Raw genomic sequence first — 14,941 nt, 5'->3', positions numbered from 1 at the left:
ATTAGAAGGAAATTTTAACACCTCCCAAAACTTGAGCGCCCAAAACTTTGTAGCCATAGAACGTCTGATATTTTGTGTTGAGAAGATTATTTCCGAGCACAAAAATACTGAAATTTTTATGGATTTTGTACTCTGCAGACAAGTTAAGATCAACATATCCGCCAACTTTCTGATTATCATTTTCTTTGATGTCGTAAGACGCTGGCATATTGGTTGTATTTTCGGAAATTTCAAAACTATTTGCCGTTCTGTCTGTTACAAAAATCCCTTTGAAACCGAGATTCAACTTCTTAGCCAACATCGAATATTTCGCACCAAAACTGGATTGCACCAAAGGTTTGTAATAAACTTCGTTAAGATGATCCAACTTGTATTTTGCAAAATGCAATTCACCATCTATCGCTAAATTTTCTAACGGAAAAACCTGCACACTTGCTTTAACCTCGCTAACTGTTCCGTTGTCATAGATTGCACCGAAAGTATTGGCAAAGTCATAAGCTTTACGATTGTTGGTCACTGTCGCGTCAATCACAGAATTGTTTTGGAAAAACAAAATATCATTCTGTTTACTAAATCCTGCGTGGATATCATATTTCAGAGTCTGGTCAACATCACCTTTTATTCCTATATAAAAACGGTATTTAGTTTCCGTTGGTTTTAGATAAAGATCCGAAATCATATAAGGATTTTCGTCCAAAAGTTGGTTGTAAGAATTCAATTTTAGTCCACCTTCTACCCCGCCATAAAATTTGAAATCCTCTGTCGCAGCAATCTGTAATTCGGCTTTTGGAAACCAATAAAATTTGCTGTTTTTTTCTTGTTCTAAAATTAAACTTTGATGTTTTTGATTAAAAAATGAAAAGTCCGAACCAATGCTCAAATAAGAATTGCCTTTATAAAATGTCAATTTTGGACCTAAATTAAAATTAAATAAATCGCTTTGATTTTTATCTAAAATTCCGAATTTCGTATTGACCGTTTCTAGACCAGCGCCCAAATCAGCGTTCATTTTAATATCGGTATAGATATCCAAATCGTGTTTAGAAAAATTAGCTAAAACCTCGGCATGTGTTTCTTTAGAATCAAAATAATCGCTGAGAATTGACGATTTCACACGAACATTGTTAAGATACTCATTCGAATAATGGTCATAGAATCCATTAATTTTAAAACGATTAACACGCTGTTCCAAATCGATATTTGAATCTGGATTAAATGCATATATACCGTAATAGTTGTATTTATCCGATGCAAAATTAGCATCGATATTGAATTTACCTTGCTCTGTATAAGCATTCAGGAATATTCCTGCACTCAGTTGCGTTTGTTTCGATGACCAGTCATATTCTTTTTTCAGACCATTCGTAGAAAGATAATGGATATCGGCACCCACTTCCACATTATCATTAACTTTTCCCGAAATATTAGCATCTGCTAAAAATTTAGCGTAGTTGCCATAACCGATTTGGAAATAATTATTTTGCTTTTCAAAATCAAATTTTGGTGAAATATCTTCCGCTTGTATTTCGGAGGTTTTGAAATCCGAAACTGGCGGAACGTCGGTAATATCGTATTTTACAACTTCGTTAGCTTTGGATTCGGGTGGATAATTTTTTTCTTGCTGCACAGAAGTTTTCTTTTTTTCGATACGTTTGACTTCTGGCTCGCGCTTTCTATCCAACACCAATTTTTCTTCTTTGAGTTGCGCGTAAGAATATTGAGTGCCAAAACCACTCAAAAATGCAATAACTGCTATGTATTTTAATTTGTTCATTATCTATAATTAGATTGAAAAATCTTATTTAATCTTTATTTATTTCGAATAATAATCGAAACTTGCTTTTGCAATATCTGCTATAATTTTTTCGTTGGTCGCATCGTTTTCGTAAGAATCGCTCACAAAAACACTCACAATCATATGCTCTTTATTGGGTAAAGTGATAACGCCAATATCGTTGGTTGCGGCAGTTTTCCCGTTTTCTGTGGCCGAACTTCCGGTCTTATGTGCAACGATGGTCCCGACTGGCAATTCGGCTTTTAGACGATTAAGCCCCGTATTGGTTTCTTCCAAAATTTTGATTATTTCTTTTTTGGAAGCTTCTTTTAAAATAGGTTTTGTATAAAGTTTATTTAACAAATCGTTTGCAGAATTGGCATTCCAATAGTTTTGATATTGGAAGCTTGGTGTTTCGTGCATAATTCTTTCGTTTGAAACAATTTGGAAATCTTTAATCCCAATTTTGTCCATATATTTCTGTACAACTTCTGGACCTCCTATTCTATCCAGCAAAATATCACATGTATTGTTATCGCTGTTTGCTACGACATATTTCAACATTTCGCGGACGGTCAACGCGCCACCTTCAGGATATGCATCACGCATTGGACTGTGCGTTACAGGCATCATTTCTGCTTTGGTAAATTTAATTTTTTGATCTATTTTAAATTTTCCTTTATCCACCAAATCCAAAACTGCCAAACCAATTGGAAGTTTGAAAACACTTTGCATTGGCAGATGGCGATGTCCATTTACACTCAAAGTATCTTGCTTTTCCAAATGCCAAACAGCCACACCAACGTTGGCCTTTTTATCTTTAAGAATAGTCTGTATTGATGTTTTAAGATCTTGTTGCGCAAAAGATTTAATTCCAAAACCACAAACAGCAACGGCAAAAACGATGTATTTTAATTTGTTCATTTTTTTCTAATTAAAGTTTTACAATCGCTATTTCTTAATTTTCGCTTTTACCTCTTTCGCTTCCGCCACAACATCGGGGAAATCAGCATAATTGGAAATAATCTGGTCACAAGTATATGAGGCTTGATAATTATCTTTGAGACCCACATAATTTTTGGCCATAATTACCAAGGCTTTTGCGCCCCAATATTCTTCTGATGCGTAATTATTAGCGAGTTTAAAAATCGTTTCGTTACTCGACTTAAAGGCTTTTCCTTTATTTTGGTAAAAAGCTTTTGCATATAAGGCTTCTGCTGCCACTTCCGGATTTGATGATTTTTCTAAACCCGAAAAAGCCGCTTGTGCTTCTTTATCTTTGCCATTTTGCATTGCACTTCTCGCCTTCACAATTTTAGCTTGTTCGATAACTGCTACCGAGTTTTTGGTATTCTTCAACACAGCATCTGCATATTGTTCCGCTTTCGAAAAATCTTTTTTATCAGCAAAAATCTTCATCAATTCTAAAGAAGCAAAGTTTTTGATATTAACATCCGCCGAAGTAGCAACAGCTTCCAAATAAGCTTGCGCCTCCGCCGATTTGCCCTGATTGATATAAATCTGCGCCAATCTCACCTGTGCATCTTGCTGATAATCATTTTGGAAATCTGCAACATTTTGTAGAATTAATAAGGCTTTACTAAGATTTTTGGTTTGATAATAACTTTCGCCTAACTCATATTGCGCTTGGTAAAAACTAGAACCCGAAGGATCGTTTGCTAAATATTTTTCGTAATAAACAATCGCTTTAGTAAAATCTTTTTTTGCATAACTTTCTTGTGCTAAAGAAAGATTAAGCTGGTCTTTTTCGGAGCTCGAAATGTTAACGCCCAAACTTTTTGCAAAGCTTTCATAACCCCAAATATCGCCTTTTTTAACAAAAGCAGGTCGAGAAGCCGCAACTATTTTATCAGCATAAGCCGAGTTTTTGTATTGAGTTCCGAGTTGTTTTAGTTCCGATAAAGCTTTATCAATTTGGTTTTGATCAATAAAATTCTGTGCACGATAGATTTGTGAATTAGCAACTAAGTCTTTATCCGAACTTGTTTTGATAACTTGATCAAAATAATTATTAGAATTGCTGTAATCATCGTTGGCAGCGTAGGCCGTCCCGATTTCGTATTGTGCATCGTCTTTATATTCGCTGTTAGAATATGACGAAATCAACTTTTTAAGCTCATTAATTTTCGAAACCGTATCGCCTTTAAAACCTAAAGCCATAGCCTTTTGAAACAGCACATAATCTGCGGCACCTTCGGTTTTATTATAAATATCGATAGCCTCGTTAAGCTTGTTATCTGCATAATAGGTATCGGCCAAACGAAGTTCTGCATCTGTCTTGAACTCGGGTCTTGGGAATCTCAAATATTCTTTAAAATGCTCTTGCGCCGATTCAAAGTTTTTATTTTTAAAATAAGCATAACCCAAATCATAATCTAATTGTTCACGTTCTGGAAAATTTTCAGAAGTTTCGTTTTCTAGTTTTAAATAAGCAATAATCGCCGAACGGTAATCCCCTTTTTGATAGTAAGTTTGACCTAACCAATATTGTGCTTTTTTAGAAAAATCTTTGTTAAGATTGTATTGCAGACTTTGTTTAAAATATTGTTCGGCCGCGTCGTAATTACCTTTATTAAATTCTTCACTTCCCAAAAGATAGGCTACCTCTTGCTCTATTTTTTTAGTTTCGGGCGTTTTGTTATCAATCTTTTTTAAAGCATTTAAAGTTTCTTGATAATTACCAGAATACAAATAAGATTTCACCAAAAGGGATTTCATTTCTGAGACTTTCGGCGATTTTGGATATTTATCGATATAGCGTTGTAGAACTTTTGGCGCCGTTTCGAATGGATTTCCAATATCGTAACTCAACTTTGCATATTGCTCCATCGACAATTGTTGAAGTTTGGCATCGTAATTCATTTCTGCCGCGTTACGATAAGCCGAAAGTGCTTCTTGCTTTTTGTTGGTTTGCAAATAAGCATTCCCTAATTGATAATAAGCATTTTGCGCCAAAGGCGAATTACTGTTAATCAACTGATTATAATAGTAAACCGCTTCGTCCGCTTTGCCAGCTTTCGCTGCCACAAATCCCATTTCGTACAAATCACTTTCTGTAGGATTTCCTGCTTGATCCAGGTATTTTTTAAGATAAGGATAAGCCGATTGGTAATCTCCTTTCATAAAATAACTTTCACCGATAATTTTCTGAATTTCGGTTTCGTAATTGGATGATGTTCCCGAAGCTAAAAGATCTTGCGCTTCAGAAATCGCTTTATCATAATCTTTATTATTAAAATACATCTGGACATAATATGGACGTACCATGGTCGCATATTGTTCATTATATTTTACCTGATCAAAATAGGAAAATGCTTTGTCCGTCTGATAATCTGCATAATACAAATGTCCCAACATATAAGAAATCCCAGCTTTATCGTTTTCATTACTTGCATTTTTGCTAGCTTCTTCCAAAGCCTCAATAGCGCCAGAAGAATCGCCCGTCATGAATTTGGCATAACCCAATTTCATAATATATTGCGTATTTTCTTCTTGACTTAGCTGATATTGATTAATCTTTTGCAAAGTTTCCAAAGCTTTTGGGAAATCTTTTTTAGCCAAATAATAATCCGCCAAAGGTCCATTGGCTTGCGCAAAGTATGATGAATTTGGATATTCTTTCATGAATGCTTCAAAACCTTCCTCCGAATGATTTTGTTGCAATATCATAGAAATGACTTGATTAAAAAATAAAGCCGCCTCTTTTTTGGACTGCGATAAAGTTTGGTTGTAAAAATACTGTCTAGCAAATTCGTATTGCGAAGCTGCGTAGATCTTGGATTGATAAAGGTTTTCGGCCAGATTGTAGCGGTAAGCTTCTTTATCGTTAAAGTATTTTGATTGTTGTCCTTGTGACAGTCCATAAATGGAAAGTAAGGATGCTAAGATTATTTTTTTTGAATTCATCTAAGTCTAAAAACTTTATATCTAAAACTTAAGTTATAGTAAAGGAACGAAAATAGGCAAAACTTATTATCTAAGCAACTTACAAAAGGATTTTATAATTTAATTTTTTTTAAAAAAACAAGTTTAAAAAATTAAAAATTTCTTAATAAAGCGAATTCAAAAATCCATATTTGATAGAAATAAAAGCTTCATCCAAATATTTTTATTTTATAAGTTAAATTCTCTGTTTAACAATATTATAAAGATTTTTTAATTAAAAAACAAAAGAATTATAGAGAAATATCCGAATCTTATGAAAAAATAAACTTTAACAAAGTTTAAGTTTATTAACACAAATCTAACAGCCTATCAAAAAATCGTTACATTTGCTTTTATTTTCAAAAATTAAGCATCTTTAATGAACTCACTTTTTAGAAGGAAACAATATTCAAGCGATCTCAACGAAGGACAGCTGAATCGCGTTTTGGGGACTTGGGACATTGTATTTTTTGGTATTGCCGCAATTATAGGAGCAGGAAGTTTTAGCAGCTTGGGTGAAGCCATTTTTCGGGGCGGTCCAGGTGTTATTGTTTTGTACCTTATTTGTGGATTTGCCTGTGCCTTCACCGCAATTTGTTATGCCGAATTTGCCAGTAGAATTCCAACTGCAGGAAGTGCGTACACCTATGCTTATGCAAGTTTTGGAGAATTAATTGCTTGGGTTATTGGTTGGGCTTTGATTATGGAATATAGCTTTGGTAACATCTATGTCGCCTTTTCTTGGTCAGATTATTTCACCAGTTTCATGAGCCGAATCGGCATCCATATACCTGATTATCTGACATGTAGCTATACTGAAGCAAAAAAAGCGGTTTTAAATAATTCTACCAATAAAGAACTTCTTAACGCTTGGAGCTCTGCACCAACCATTGGAAATTTGCGTTTTATAGTAGATATTCCCGCTTTGGCAATTAACGGAATTATCACTTGGCTTTGTTATCAAGGAATTAAAGAAAGTAAAAACTTCAATAACTTTTTTGTAATATTAAAGCTATTTGTAATTCTTTTGGTGATTGCCGTTGGCGTTGGTTATGTCAATACAGGTAACTGGTTCCCAAGCAATCATGAAGGAATACCGAGTCTAATGCCCAACGGTTTTTCTGGTGTTATGACAGCGGTAAGTGGCGTATTTTTCGCATACATCGGATTTGATGCTTTAAGTGTTTTATCCGAAGAAACTAAAAATCCACAACGTGATTTGCCCCGCGGAATGATGATTTCGTTAGGAATTTGTACGGCGATATATATTGTTTTAACATTGGTGCTTACAGGCTTGGTAGATTACAGAAAATTCGACGGGGTTGGTGATCCATTGGCTTTCGTCTTTCAAAAAGAAAATCTTAATATTCCTTGGATGGAGTTTGTCGTTGCACTTATTGCAATTGTAGCGATTACAACTGTACTTTTGGTATTCCAAATGGGACAGCCGAGAATATGGATGGCCATGAGCCGCGATGGTCTTATTCCAAAGAAATTTCAAGAAGTACACAGTAAAAACAAAGTCCCTTCTTTCGCAACAATTATCACAGGAATTGTGGTGGGAATCCCGATTTTATTCACCGATAAATCTTTCATTTTGGATTTTACAAGTATTGGGACAATTTTCGCATTTGTATTGGTTTGTGGGGGTGTTCTGATGCTTCCCAAAAAGGAAAAAATTAAAGGTCGTTTTCACATGCCTTATATCAATGCTAAATTTATATTTCCCTTATTTTTCTTAGGAGGCTTAGCATTTTTCTACTTTTGGCAACCCGAATTTTTCCACAACTTACTTAATTGGAGCGATCCAGTAGAAGGCGAATTCCGATTATCTGTGACTGTATTTTTATTGATTAATTTTGGTTTAGTCGTTTTAGCATTCATCAAAAATTTATCATTAATTCCGTTGGTTGGCCTAAGCTCTTGTCTTTATTTATTAACTGGAATGACGCATAACAACTGGTTTTGGTTCGGCGTATGGTTCGCTATAGGCCTTGTAATTTACTTTGCTTACGGAAGAAAACATAGCAAACTTAATAGAGCTTAAAAAGCATTCAAAAAAACACTAAGAGTCGGATACTTAAAAAGAGTTCCGACTTTTTTATTTGAATTAAAAATCTGATGGCATAATAATTGAAAACTTCGAAACATTAAATCTAAAAGTATGAAATCAGCTATTAAAATCTTTTTTCTAGGTATTTTCCTATTTGTTTTGGCACAATGTAGCGTACAAACTTCCGAAAATACAAGTATTAAAACACTTTTCGTAAGTGCAGAACAGAAAGATTGCTCGAATGGCGCTGGAACTCAAAAATGCATGTTGGTTCGTGAAAAACCAACCGAACAATGGTCTTATTTTTATAGTAACATCGATGGTTTTAATTATGAACCTGGCTACGATTATGTATTGACAGTTTCTACAGCCAAAATCGCCAATCCGCCAGCGGACGCTAGTTCTATCAAATATACTTTGATAAAACAAATTTCTAAAACAAAACGAGAACAATAAAAAGAAAAGAGCCTCAATTATGAGGTTCTTTTTTCATTCTAAATACTTAGTTATTTTATCGCTTGTTGGCTTGGTCGTACTCACAAAACTGTCGATAACTTCGCCATTTTCATTCAGTAGAATTTTGGTGAAATTCCAAAGAATTGAAATATTCATTACGCCGTTTTCATCTTTATCGGTTAAGAATTTATAAATCGGAGCAATGTCATTTCCTTTCACTGAAATTTTTGCAGCCATAGGAAAACTCACACCATAATTTTTTTGACAAAATGTGGAGATTTCTTGATTGGTTCCAGGCTCTTGACTTCCAAAATTATTCGCGGGAAAACCTACTACAACCAGTTTATCTTTATACTTTTCATACAATTCTTCAAGCTGAGCATATTGTGGCGTAAAACCACATTCTGACGCCGTATTAACTATCAAAATCTTCTTTCCTTCAAATTTCGCAAAATCGATGGTGCTACCATCCAATGCTTCAACTTTATAGCTGTGAATGGACTTTGCTTGTGACGTTCCTTTCGAACAACTGAATAAACCAAATAACATAATTAATAGATATTTCATAATGATAAATATACTTCTTTTAAACACATTGATTTTAAAAAAAATTAAATAATTGAGCAATTAAGACTTATTATCTATCGTACTCTACATTATAAAAGTCGCGCCCGAAGCAAAGCTTCGGGCGCGATTACTAACTATTACTTAATCAATTCATTAATGTAGGAAATGTCTCATTCCTGTGAACATCATTGGAATTTTATGCTCATTAGCCGCGTCGATACTTTCTTGATCTTTCACGCTTCCTCCTGGTTGAATAATCGCTGTAATGCCTTCTTGTGCACAAAAATCGACAACATCACGGAAAGGGAAAAATGCATCAGAAGCTAAAACCAAATCACCAGAGAATTTTCCTTTTGCTCTTTCTATTGCTTGTTGTGTGGCCCAAATTCTATTAACTTGACCACCACCAATTCCAAAAGCCTGAATGCCATTCGACACCACAATTGCATTGGATTTCACATATTTAACAACACGTTGAGATAACAATAAAGCTTTCTTTTGCTCTTCGGTTGGTTGAATTTCGGTAACAACTTTTATATCTGTAGAAAACTGATTGTCATTATCTTGAACCAAAATACCTCCATCTACTTTCACCCAAGTTTGCTTATCTGAAACCGAATTTTTTATTTGGATAATTCTTAAATTCTTTTTCTTTCTTAAAACCTCTAAAGCCTCTTGTGTGAAATCTGGAGCCATAACAATTTCTAAAAATGTTTTGTTAAGTTCTTCAGCTGTTGCAGCATCGATGGTATAGTTCATTGCTACAATTCCACCAAAGATAGAAACTGGATCGCACTCGAAAGTTTTTTGATAGGTTTCTAAAGCGGACGTTCCAATGGCAACACCACACGGCGTCGAATGTTTTACAGCACAACAAGCCATTTCTTCTTTAAACTCGTTAACCACTTTCCAACACAAATCCATATCTCTCAAATTATTGAAAGACAATTCCTTACCACCTAACTGTTCAAAATCCTTCATGGCGCCATTCTCAACTGTTGATACGTAATAAGCCGCAGATTGATGTGGATTTTCACCATAACGCAAGTCAGCAACTTTTTTGTAGGAAGCATTCAAATATTGCGGATAATCTTCGTTCAATAACATTTTTGCAATAGCAGCGTCATAAGCTGCAGTAAGGTTGAAAACTTTGCCCGCTAATGTTTTTCTTGTTTCTAAACTGGTGTCACCCAAGGTTTCCATTTCTTGTTTTACCAAGTCATAATCTTCCACATTGGTGATAACTGCTACAGATTTGAAATTTTTAGCTGCAGAACGCAACATAGAAGGTCCACCAATATCGATAAACTCAACCTTCTCGTCTAATGAAATATCTTTGTTAGCGTTTTCGAAAAATGGATAAAGATTAACGATTACCATGTCAATAAGCGCAATTTCGTGTGCTTTCACAGTATCCATGTGTTCTTGGTTATCACGAACCGCTAAAAGACCGCCATGCACTTTTGGATGCAAAGTTTTAACACGACCATCCAACATTTCAGGGAAATTGGTCACTTCATCAATTTGGATCGGGTTAAGCCCCGCATCTTTAAGATGTTTAAAAGTTCCTCCTGTAGAAATTAATTCCCAGTCTTTTTGTTCCAAAAATTTTGCAAAATCCTGCAAACCACTTTTGTCGGAAACACTAATTAATGCTCTTTTTTTCATTTCAATTTTACTTTTTACAGTTATCTCAAAACTGCAGTTTTACCGGTTCTTTCACCTCCGGATTTTATTTTTTACTGATTTATTTATAGGTTTAATGAACTTAAAGTTTTAATTTAACTAACTCGTTCTTTAACACCTGATAAACAGGTTACTAAATCATTTAATTAAATTTAGGTTTAATATTTAAAATTCAATTATTAAGTACTTTATCAATTGCTTTTGGAAAAATTTCATATTCAATATGATGAATTTTTTGAGCTAAACTTACTGCTGTATCATCAGAATTAACATCTACTTTTCCTTGCAAAATAATTCCACCTTCATCAATCTGAGAAGTCACAAAATGTACAGTCGCACCACTCTCTTTTTCTTGAGCTTGTATAACAGCATCGTGAACATGATGTCCCCACATCCCTTTTCCTCCAAATTTTGGCAATAAAGACGGATGAATATTAATAATTTTATTATCCCATTTTTGGCAGAACTCAGGTTTTAGTATTGATAAAAATCCGGCCAATACAATTAAATCTGTGTTTGCAGGGATGATCTTTTCCAACTCATCTGAAAATGCTTTCCCTCTCGGAATTAAAACATTGTCAATATGATGTTTTGAAGCCCTGGCAAGACCATAACACTCACGATCTGCGATTACCAAGCTGACTTTAGCATTTCGGATTTCTCCTGTCTCTGTACAATCGATAATTCTTTGCAAATTGGTGCCTGAACCGGAAACTAAAACAACTATATTTTTCATATTAAGTTAACTTGAAAATATTGTAATTTAATCTTGGTTTAATTATCAAATTTTCAAATCAATTTTTTCATTAGATTCAGTTATTTCACCAATCTCATAAGCATCATCAATTAATTCTAATACCTTATGCGCATGATTGGCATTCACCACAACAATCATCCCTACTCCCATATTGAAAGTCCCGAACATCTCTTCGCGGGTAATATTTCCGCGTTTTTCCAACTCCAACATTACCTTTGGAATTTGGATTTTAGAAGCGTCAATCGTCGCACAAAGTCCATCGGCAATAATCCTTGGAACATTTTCGTATAATCCGCCGCCTGTAATATGCGCAATCCCATTGAGTGGCATTTCGTTCAGTAACTTTTGTATATCTTGATAATACAATTTTGTAGGCACTAATAGTGTTTCATATAAAGGTTTTCCATCAAATTCTTCTTCAAAATTTGGAAACACTTTTCTCACCAATGAAAAGCCGTTGGAATGGAAGCCCGAACTTGGCAATGCAATAATCTTGTCACCAACTTTAATTTTTGTACCATCGATAATTTCGTCTTTTTCAACAATGCCAACGCAGAATCCTGCTACATCGTAATCACCTGGCTGATACATTCCTGGCATTTCTGCCGTTTCGCCACCAATTAATGCACATTCGTTGTCTTTACAAGCTTTTACCATGCCTAAAACGATTTCTGCTGCGATGTCAGAATCTAGCTTTCCACAAGCGAGATAATCTAAGAAAAACAAAGGTTTTGCACCATGACATAGAATATCGTTGGCACACATTGCAAAACAATCAACTCCGATAGAATCGTATTGTTTTGTATCCAAAGCTACTTTTAATTTTGTCCCAACACCATCTGTCCCAGATACCAAAACAGGGTTTTTATAGTTTCCTATTTCGTAGAAAGCGCCGAAGCTTCCCAAATTGTTAAGGACATTTTTGTTATGTGTTTCTGCAACGGCAGATTTAATTTTGTCAATGGTTTTGTAACCTTCTTCTTTGTCTACGCCTGCAGACTTGTAGGTGTTGCTCATGATTTCTTTACTTTTTAAGGTTTTTTGGAATCCTAAAGACGTAAAATAGATTAGGTTTCACGCCTTTAGATCCAGATCGAAATCCGACAATGTCGTACTTCCTTTTCACTTTTCATTTTTTGTTTGTAATAGTTTACAAACGCTTTCAGATTTATTTCAAACTTATATTGTTTGCATGTTTTCGGTTGTCCAAAAAAGGACAATAAAAAAGCCGACAATCTTTCAGATCGTCGGCCGTTATTTTAGTTCAGTATTTCAGAGCTCACAATTTTCCCTTTGTTGGAATCGTAATGTTGCTTCATGAAATTGGTCTGAATATTCACTTTCGTTCTTTTTGACAAAATTAAAACTTTTTATATAAATATCCTAACTAAATTTTAATTCTATTTTGAAAGGATGCTTTCTAACTTTTCAATTTTCATTATTTTTTCTTTTAATTCATTGATTTTATCAGCATTAATCAATCCTTCTGTTTTGCTCAAATTGTCATTATAAAACGGAACAGAGAAAGTTTCGATAATATTACCGCCATGTAAAGGGAATCTTTTGCTCGCTGCCTCCAACACGCCTGCACCACCACGTGCACCCGGCGAAGTCGCCATCAACAACATGGGCACTTCTGCCCAAACTGTTCTGTCTTTAATTCTGGAAACCCAGTCGAAAACGTTTTTAAATGCTGTTGTATAAGTCCCGTTGTGTTCTGGAAGAGATAACAAAATGACATCTGCTGTATCAACTTTGTCAGCAAAATGTTGTGCTTCTACAGGAATTCCAGAGTTAACTTCAACTTCGTGACGGTAAATTGGCATTTCAAAATCGGCCATGTCCACAAAATCAATGTCGTTTTCTCCACCAAATTGTTTTGCTGCATATTTTACCAAAATACTGTTCATTGAGTTACTGGCATTACTTCCAGAGATTGCTAATATTTTCATGTATCTATTTATTTTCAAAATTAATGTTGCAAAGATAAAGGACTTTTAGAAGTTTCGCATTGATGTATCGTAAGATTTTCAAATTTTAAATCTTGTTTGTTATTAAAAGAAAGTTTATTTTCGGCTCAATAAAAATTTAAAGGATATGAAAATTTTAGAAAGCGCTACACTTCCTACTCCTGCGGGACATTTTTCTCCTGCTATAGAACACAATGGCGTATTATACTTGTCTGGACAACTTCCAAAACACCCTGAAACCAAAGAAGTTCCTGATGGCATAAAAGCACAAACACAACTGGCACTTGAAAACGTAGAAAATGTTCTAAAGGCTTTTGGACAAGATAAAACTTCGGTTATACGTATGGTGGTATATATTACGGATATTGCCTATTGGGCAGATGTTAACACCGTTTATTCAGAGTTTTTTGGCGATCACAAACCGGTGCGTTGTATTATCCCAATTGGTCCTCTTAATAGCGGTTGTCTTATAGAAATCGAATGTACAGCGACGCGAATTTAAAAATGAATGTATAGTGGTTACAAACATGGTCGGATTTTTCCGGTCATATTCATTTATGTTTGTTCGTAATTCTTAATAATTTTTTATTTTTTTTAAGATTCTATATGCATACATAAAATAAGTAAAAACAATGAATCATAAAAAACTACATAGAAGTGATTTATAGACAAAAAATATATTTGAGCCCACGCTTTGTTCGATTAAGCAGAACGGGCTTTATGAATGCATAAGAAATAATTCATTAGAAATTAACCGACCTGTTTTGTCGTTTTGCTTGTTTACATTTGCTGTATCAAAAAAACTAATATGGCTAAGAATGAACAAATGCTCCGATTAAAATATATTGAGGAACTTCTTCGTAAGAGAAAGGAAAAAGGTGCTTCTTTTCAGGAAATCTACGATTATCTGGAAGAGAAATTTGAAAATAAAGATATCGGTGACAAACTAAAATTCACGGAAAGAACTTTCCAGAGGGATAAAATTGCTATTCTTGAAGTTTCGGGTATCGAGATTTCTTATTCCCGAAAAAACAACGCTTATTATATTGAAGACGAAGAGTTGGAGCTTTATCAAGAAAATATCTACGATAATCTCTTATTGGTGGGAGGCTTACCGAGAAACCAAAGAGAGAACGAATGTGATGTTTTTTGAAGCCAGAAAATCCCGTGGTCTTCATCATTTGCATGGCTTAATTCACGCCATCACCAACAAAAAAGTGGTGAAATTTACGTATCAGAAATTTTGGACGGATGAGACTTTTGAAAGAACAGTAGAACCTTATGCGTTGAAAGAATTTCGTCACCGTTGGTACCTTTTAGCGAGAGATTTTAAGTCGGATGGTAGTTTTTTCATCAAGATTTTTGGTTTGGACAGAATCTCTGAACTTGAAATTACCAAAACCAGCTTCCAAAAAGAGAAATGTGACATTCAGAAAATGTTTGAAAACTCTTTTGGGATTATTAATGCTGATGATGAAAAACCGCAAAAAATAAGACTTTCTTTTGATCCTGTTCAGGCGAATTATATTAAAGCGCTGCCTATTCACCACTCTCAACAAGTGATTTCTGAAAATGAAACCGAAACAATTTTTGAAGTCTTTCTAGTCCCTACTTTCGATTTTGAAAGGGAAATCATCTCTTACGGACAACGTGTAAAAGTCTTGGAACCCTTGAGTTTTAAAGAAAAAATGCGTTCTGAAATTGAAAATATGCTTCAAAATTACTCTTAATCT

13 protein-coding genes are annotated in these 14,941 nt (G+C 34.6%); 5 read left to right on the top strand and 8 right to left on the bottom strand.

Annotation, left to right across the window (positions count from 1 at the left end; genetic code table 11):
- Window position 1 precedes the first annotated feature (1 nt).
- The 3 genes from G6R40_RS01765 to G6R40_RS01755 are packed head-to-tail and all read right to left on the bottom strand — an operon-like array spanning window position 2 to window position 5,701.
- The gene (locus G6R40_RS01765; RefSeq protein WP_165130990.1) at window positions 2–1,774 is read right to left on the bottom strand and encodes a TonB-dependent receptor; all 1,773 of its coding nucleotides are present in this window, start codon (window positions 1,772–1,774) and stop codon (window positions 2–4) included.
- Between the two features lie 39 nt (window positions 1,775–1,813).
- The gene (gene bla / locus G6R40_RS01760) at window positions 1,814–2,698 is read right to left on the bottom strand and encodes a class A beta-lactamase, subclass A2 (RefSeq protein WP_165130988.1); all 885 of its coding nucleotides are present in this window, start codon (window positions 2,696–2,698) and stop codon (window positions 1,814–1,816) included.
- A 27-nt stretch (window positions 2,699–2,725) separates the two neighbouring features.
- Entirely contained in the window at window positions 2,726–5,701 is a 2,976-nt protein-coding gene (locus G6R40_RS01755; RefSeq protein WP_165130986.1) for a tetratricopeptide repeat protein, read from the bottom strand.
- Between the two features lie 397 nt (window positions 5,702–6,098).
- Here G6R40_RS01755 and G6R40_RS01750 point away from each other — a divergent pair, with 397 nt between their 5' ends.
- Window positions 6,099–7,766, top strand: coding sequence for an APC family permease (locus G6R40_RS01750; protein WP_165130984.1), 1,668 nt, complete (start codon window positions 6,099–6,101; stop codon window positions 7,764–7,766).
- A gap of 117 nt (window positions 7,767–7,883) precedes the next feature.
- Complete coding sequence (locus G6R40_RS01745) at window positions 7,884–8,228, top strand: DUF4377 domain-containing protein (protein ID WP_165130982.1); 345 nt, start codon at window positions 7,884–7,886, stop codon at window positions 8,226–8,228.
- Between the two features lie 33 nt (window positions 8,229–8,261).
- Here the strand turns inward: G6R40_RS01745 and G6R40_RS01740 are convergent, their stop codons facing one another.
- From G6R40_RS01740 to G6R40_RS01720, 5 genes are all read right to left on the bottom strand, one after another.
- Complete coding sequence (locus G6R40_RS01740) at window positions 8,262–8,795, bottom strand: glutathione peroxidase (protein WP_165130980.1); 534 nt, start codon at window positions 8,793–8,795, stop codon at window positions 8,262–8,264.
- Between the two features lie 153 nt (window positions 8,796–8,948).
- On the bottom strand, window positions 8,949–10,463 hold the full coding sequence (gene purH / locus G6R40_RS01735; RefSeq protein ID WP_165130978.1) for a bifunctional phosphoribosylaminoimidazolecarboxamide formyltransferase/IMP cyclohydrolase: 1,515 nt from the start codon (window positions 10,461–10,463) through the stop codon (window positions 8,949–8,951).
- Between the two features lie 190 nt (window positions 10,464–10,653).
- Window positions 10,654–11,217: a phosphoribosylglycinamide formyltransferase gene (gene purN, locus G6R40_RS01730; protein ID WP_165130976.1), complete on the bottom strand. Its 564-nt coding sequence runs from the start codon at window positions 11,215–11,217 to the stop codon at window positions 10,654–10,656.
- Window positions 11,218–11,262: 45 nt separating this feature from the next.
- Window positions 11,263–12,255, bottom strand: coding sequence for a phosphoribosylformylglycinamidine cyclo-ligase (gene purM / locus G6R40_RS01725; protein WP_165130974.1), 993 nt, complete (start codon window positions 12,253–12,255; stop codon window positions 11,263–11,265).
- Between the two features lie 383 nt (window positions 12,256–12,638).
- Window positions 12,639–13,190: an NAD(P)H-dependent oxidoreductase gene (locus G6R40_RS01720; RefSeq protein WP_165130972.1), complete on the bottom strand. Its 552-nt coding sequence runs from the start codon at window positions 13,188–13,190 to the stop codon at window positions 12,639–12,641.
- 145 nt (window positions 13,191–13,335) lie between these two features.
- On the opposite strand from G6R40_RS01720, the gene G6R40_RS01715 reads away from it, so the two are divergent.
- The 3 genes from G6R40_RS01715 (at window position 13,336) to G6R40_RS15080 (ending at window position 14,938) form a co-directional block, all read left to right on the top strand.
- A complete protein-coding gene (locus G6R40_RS01715; protein WP_165130970.1) occupies window positions 13,336–13,710 on the top strand; it encodes a RidA family protein in 375 nt (124 codons plus the stop codon).
- A gap of 306 nt (window positions 13,711–14,016) precedes the next feature.
- Complete coding sequence (locus G6R40_RS15085; RefSeq protein WP_228455893.1) at window positions 14,017–14,361, top strand: hypothetical protein; 345 nt, start codon at window positions 14,017–14,019, stop codon at window positions 14,359–14,361.
- A complete protein-coding gene (locus tag G6R40_RS15080; protein ID WP_228455969.1) occupies window positions 14,351–14,938 on the top strand; it encodes a helix-turn-helix transcriptional regulator in 588 nt (195 codons plus the stop codon). Before G6R40_RS15085 ends, G6R40_RS15080 begins: the two co-directional genes overlap by 11 nt.
- The last annotated feature ends 3 nt before the right edge of the window (window positions 14,939–14,941 follow it).

The organism is Chryseobacterium sp. POL2, from assembly GCF_011058315.1.
Taxonomy (GTDB): domain Bacteria; phylum Bacteroidota; class Bacteroidia; order Flavobacteriales; family Weeksellaceae; genus Soonwooa.
This window is presented reverse-complemented; position numbering and strand designations above follow the sequence as displayed.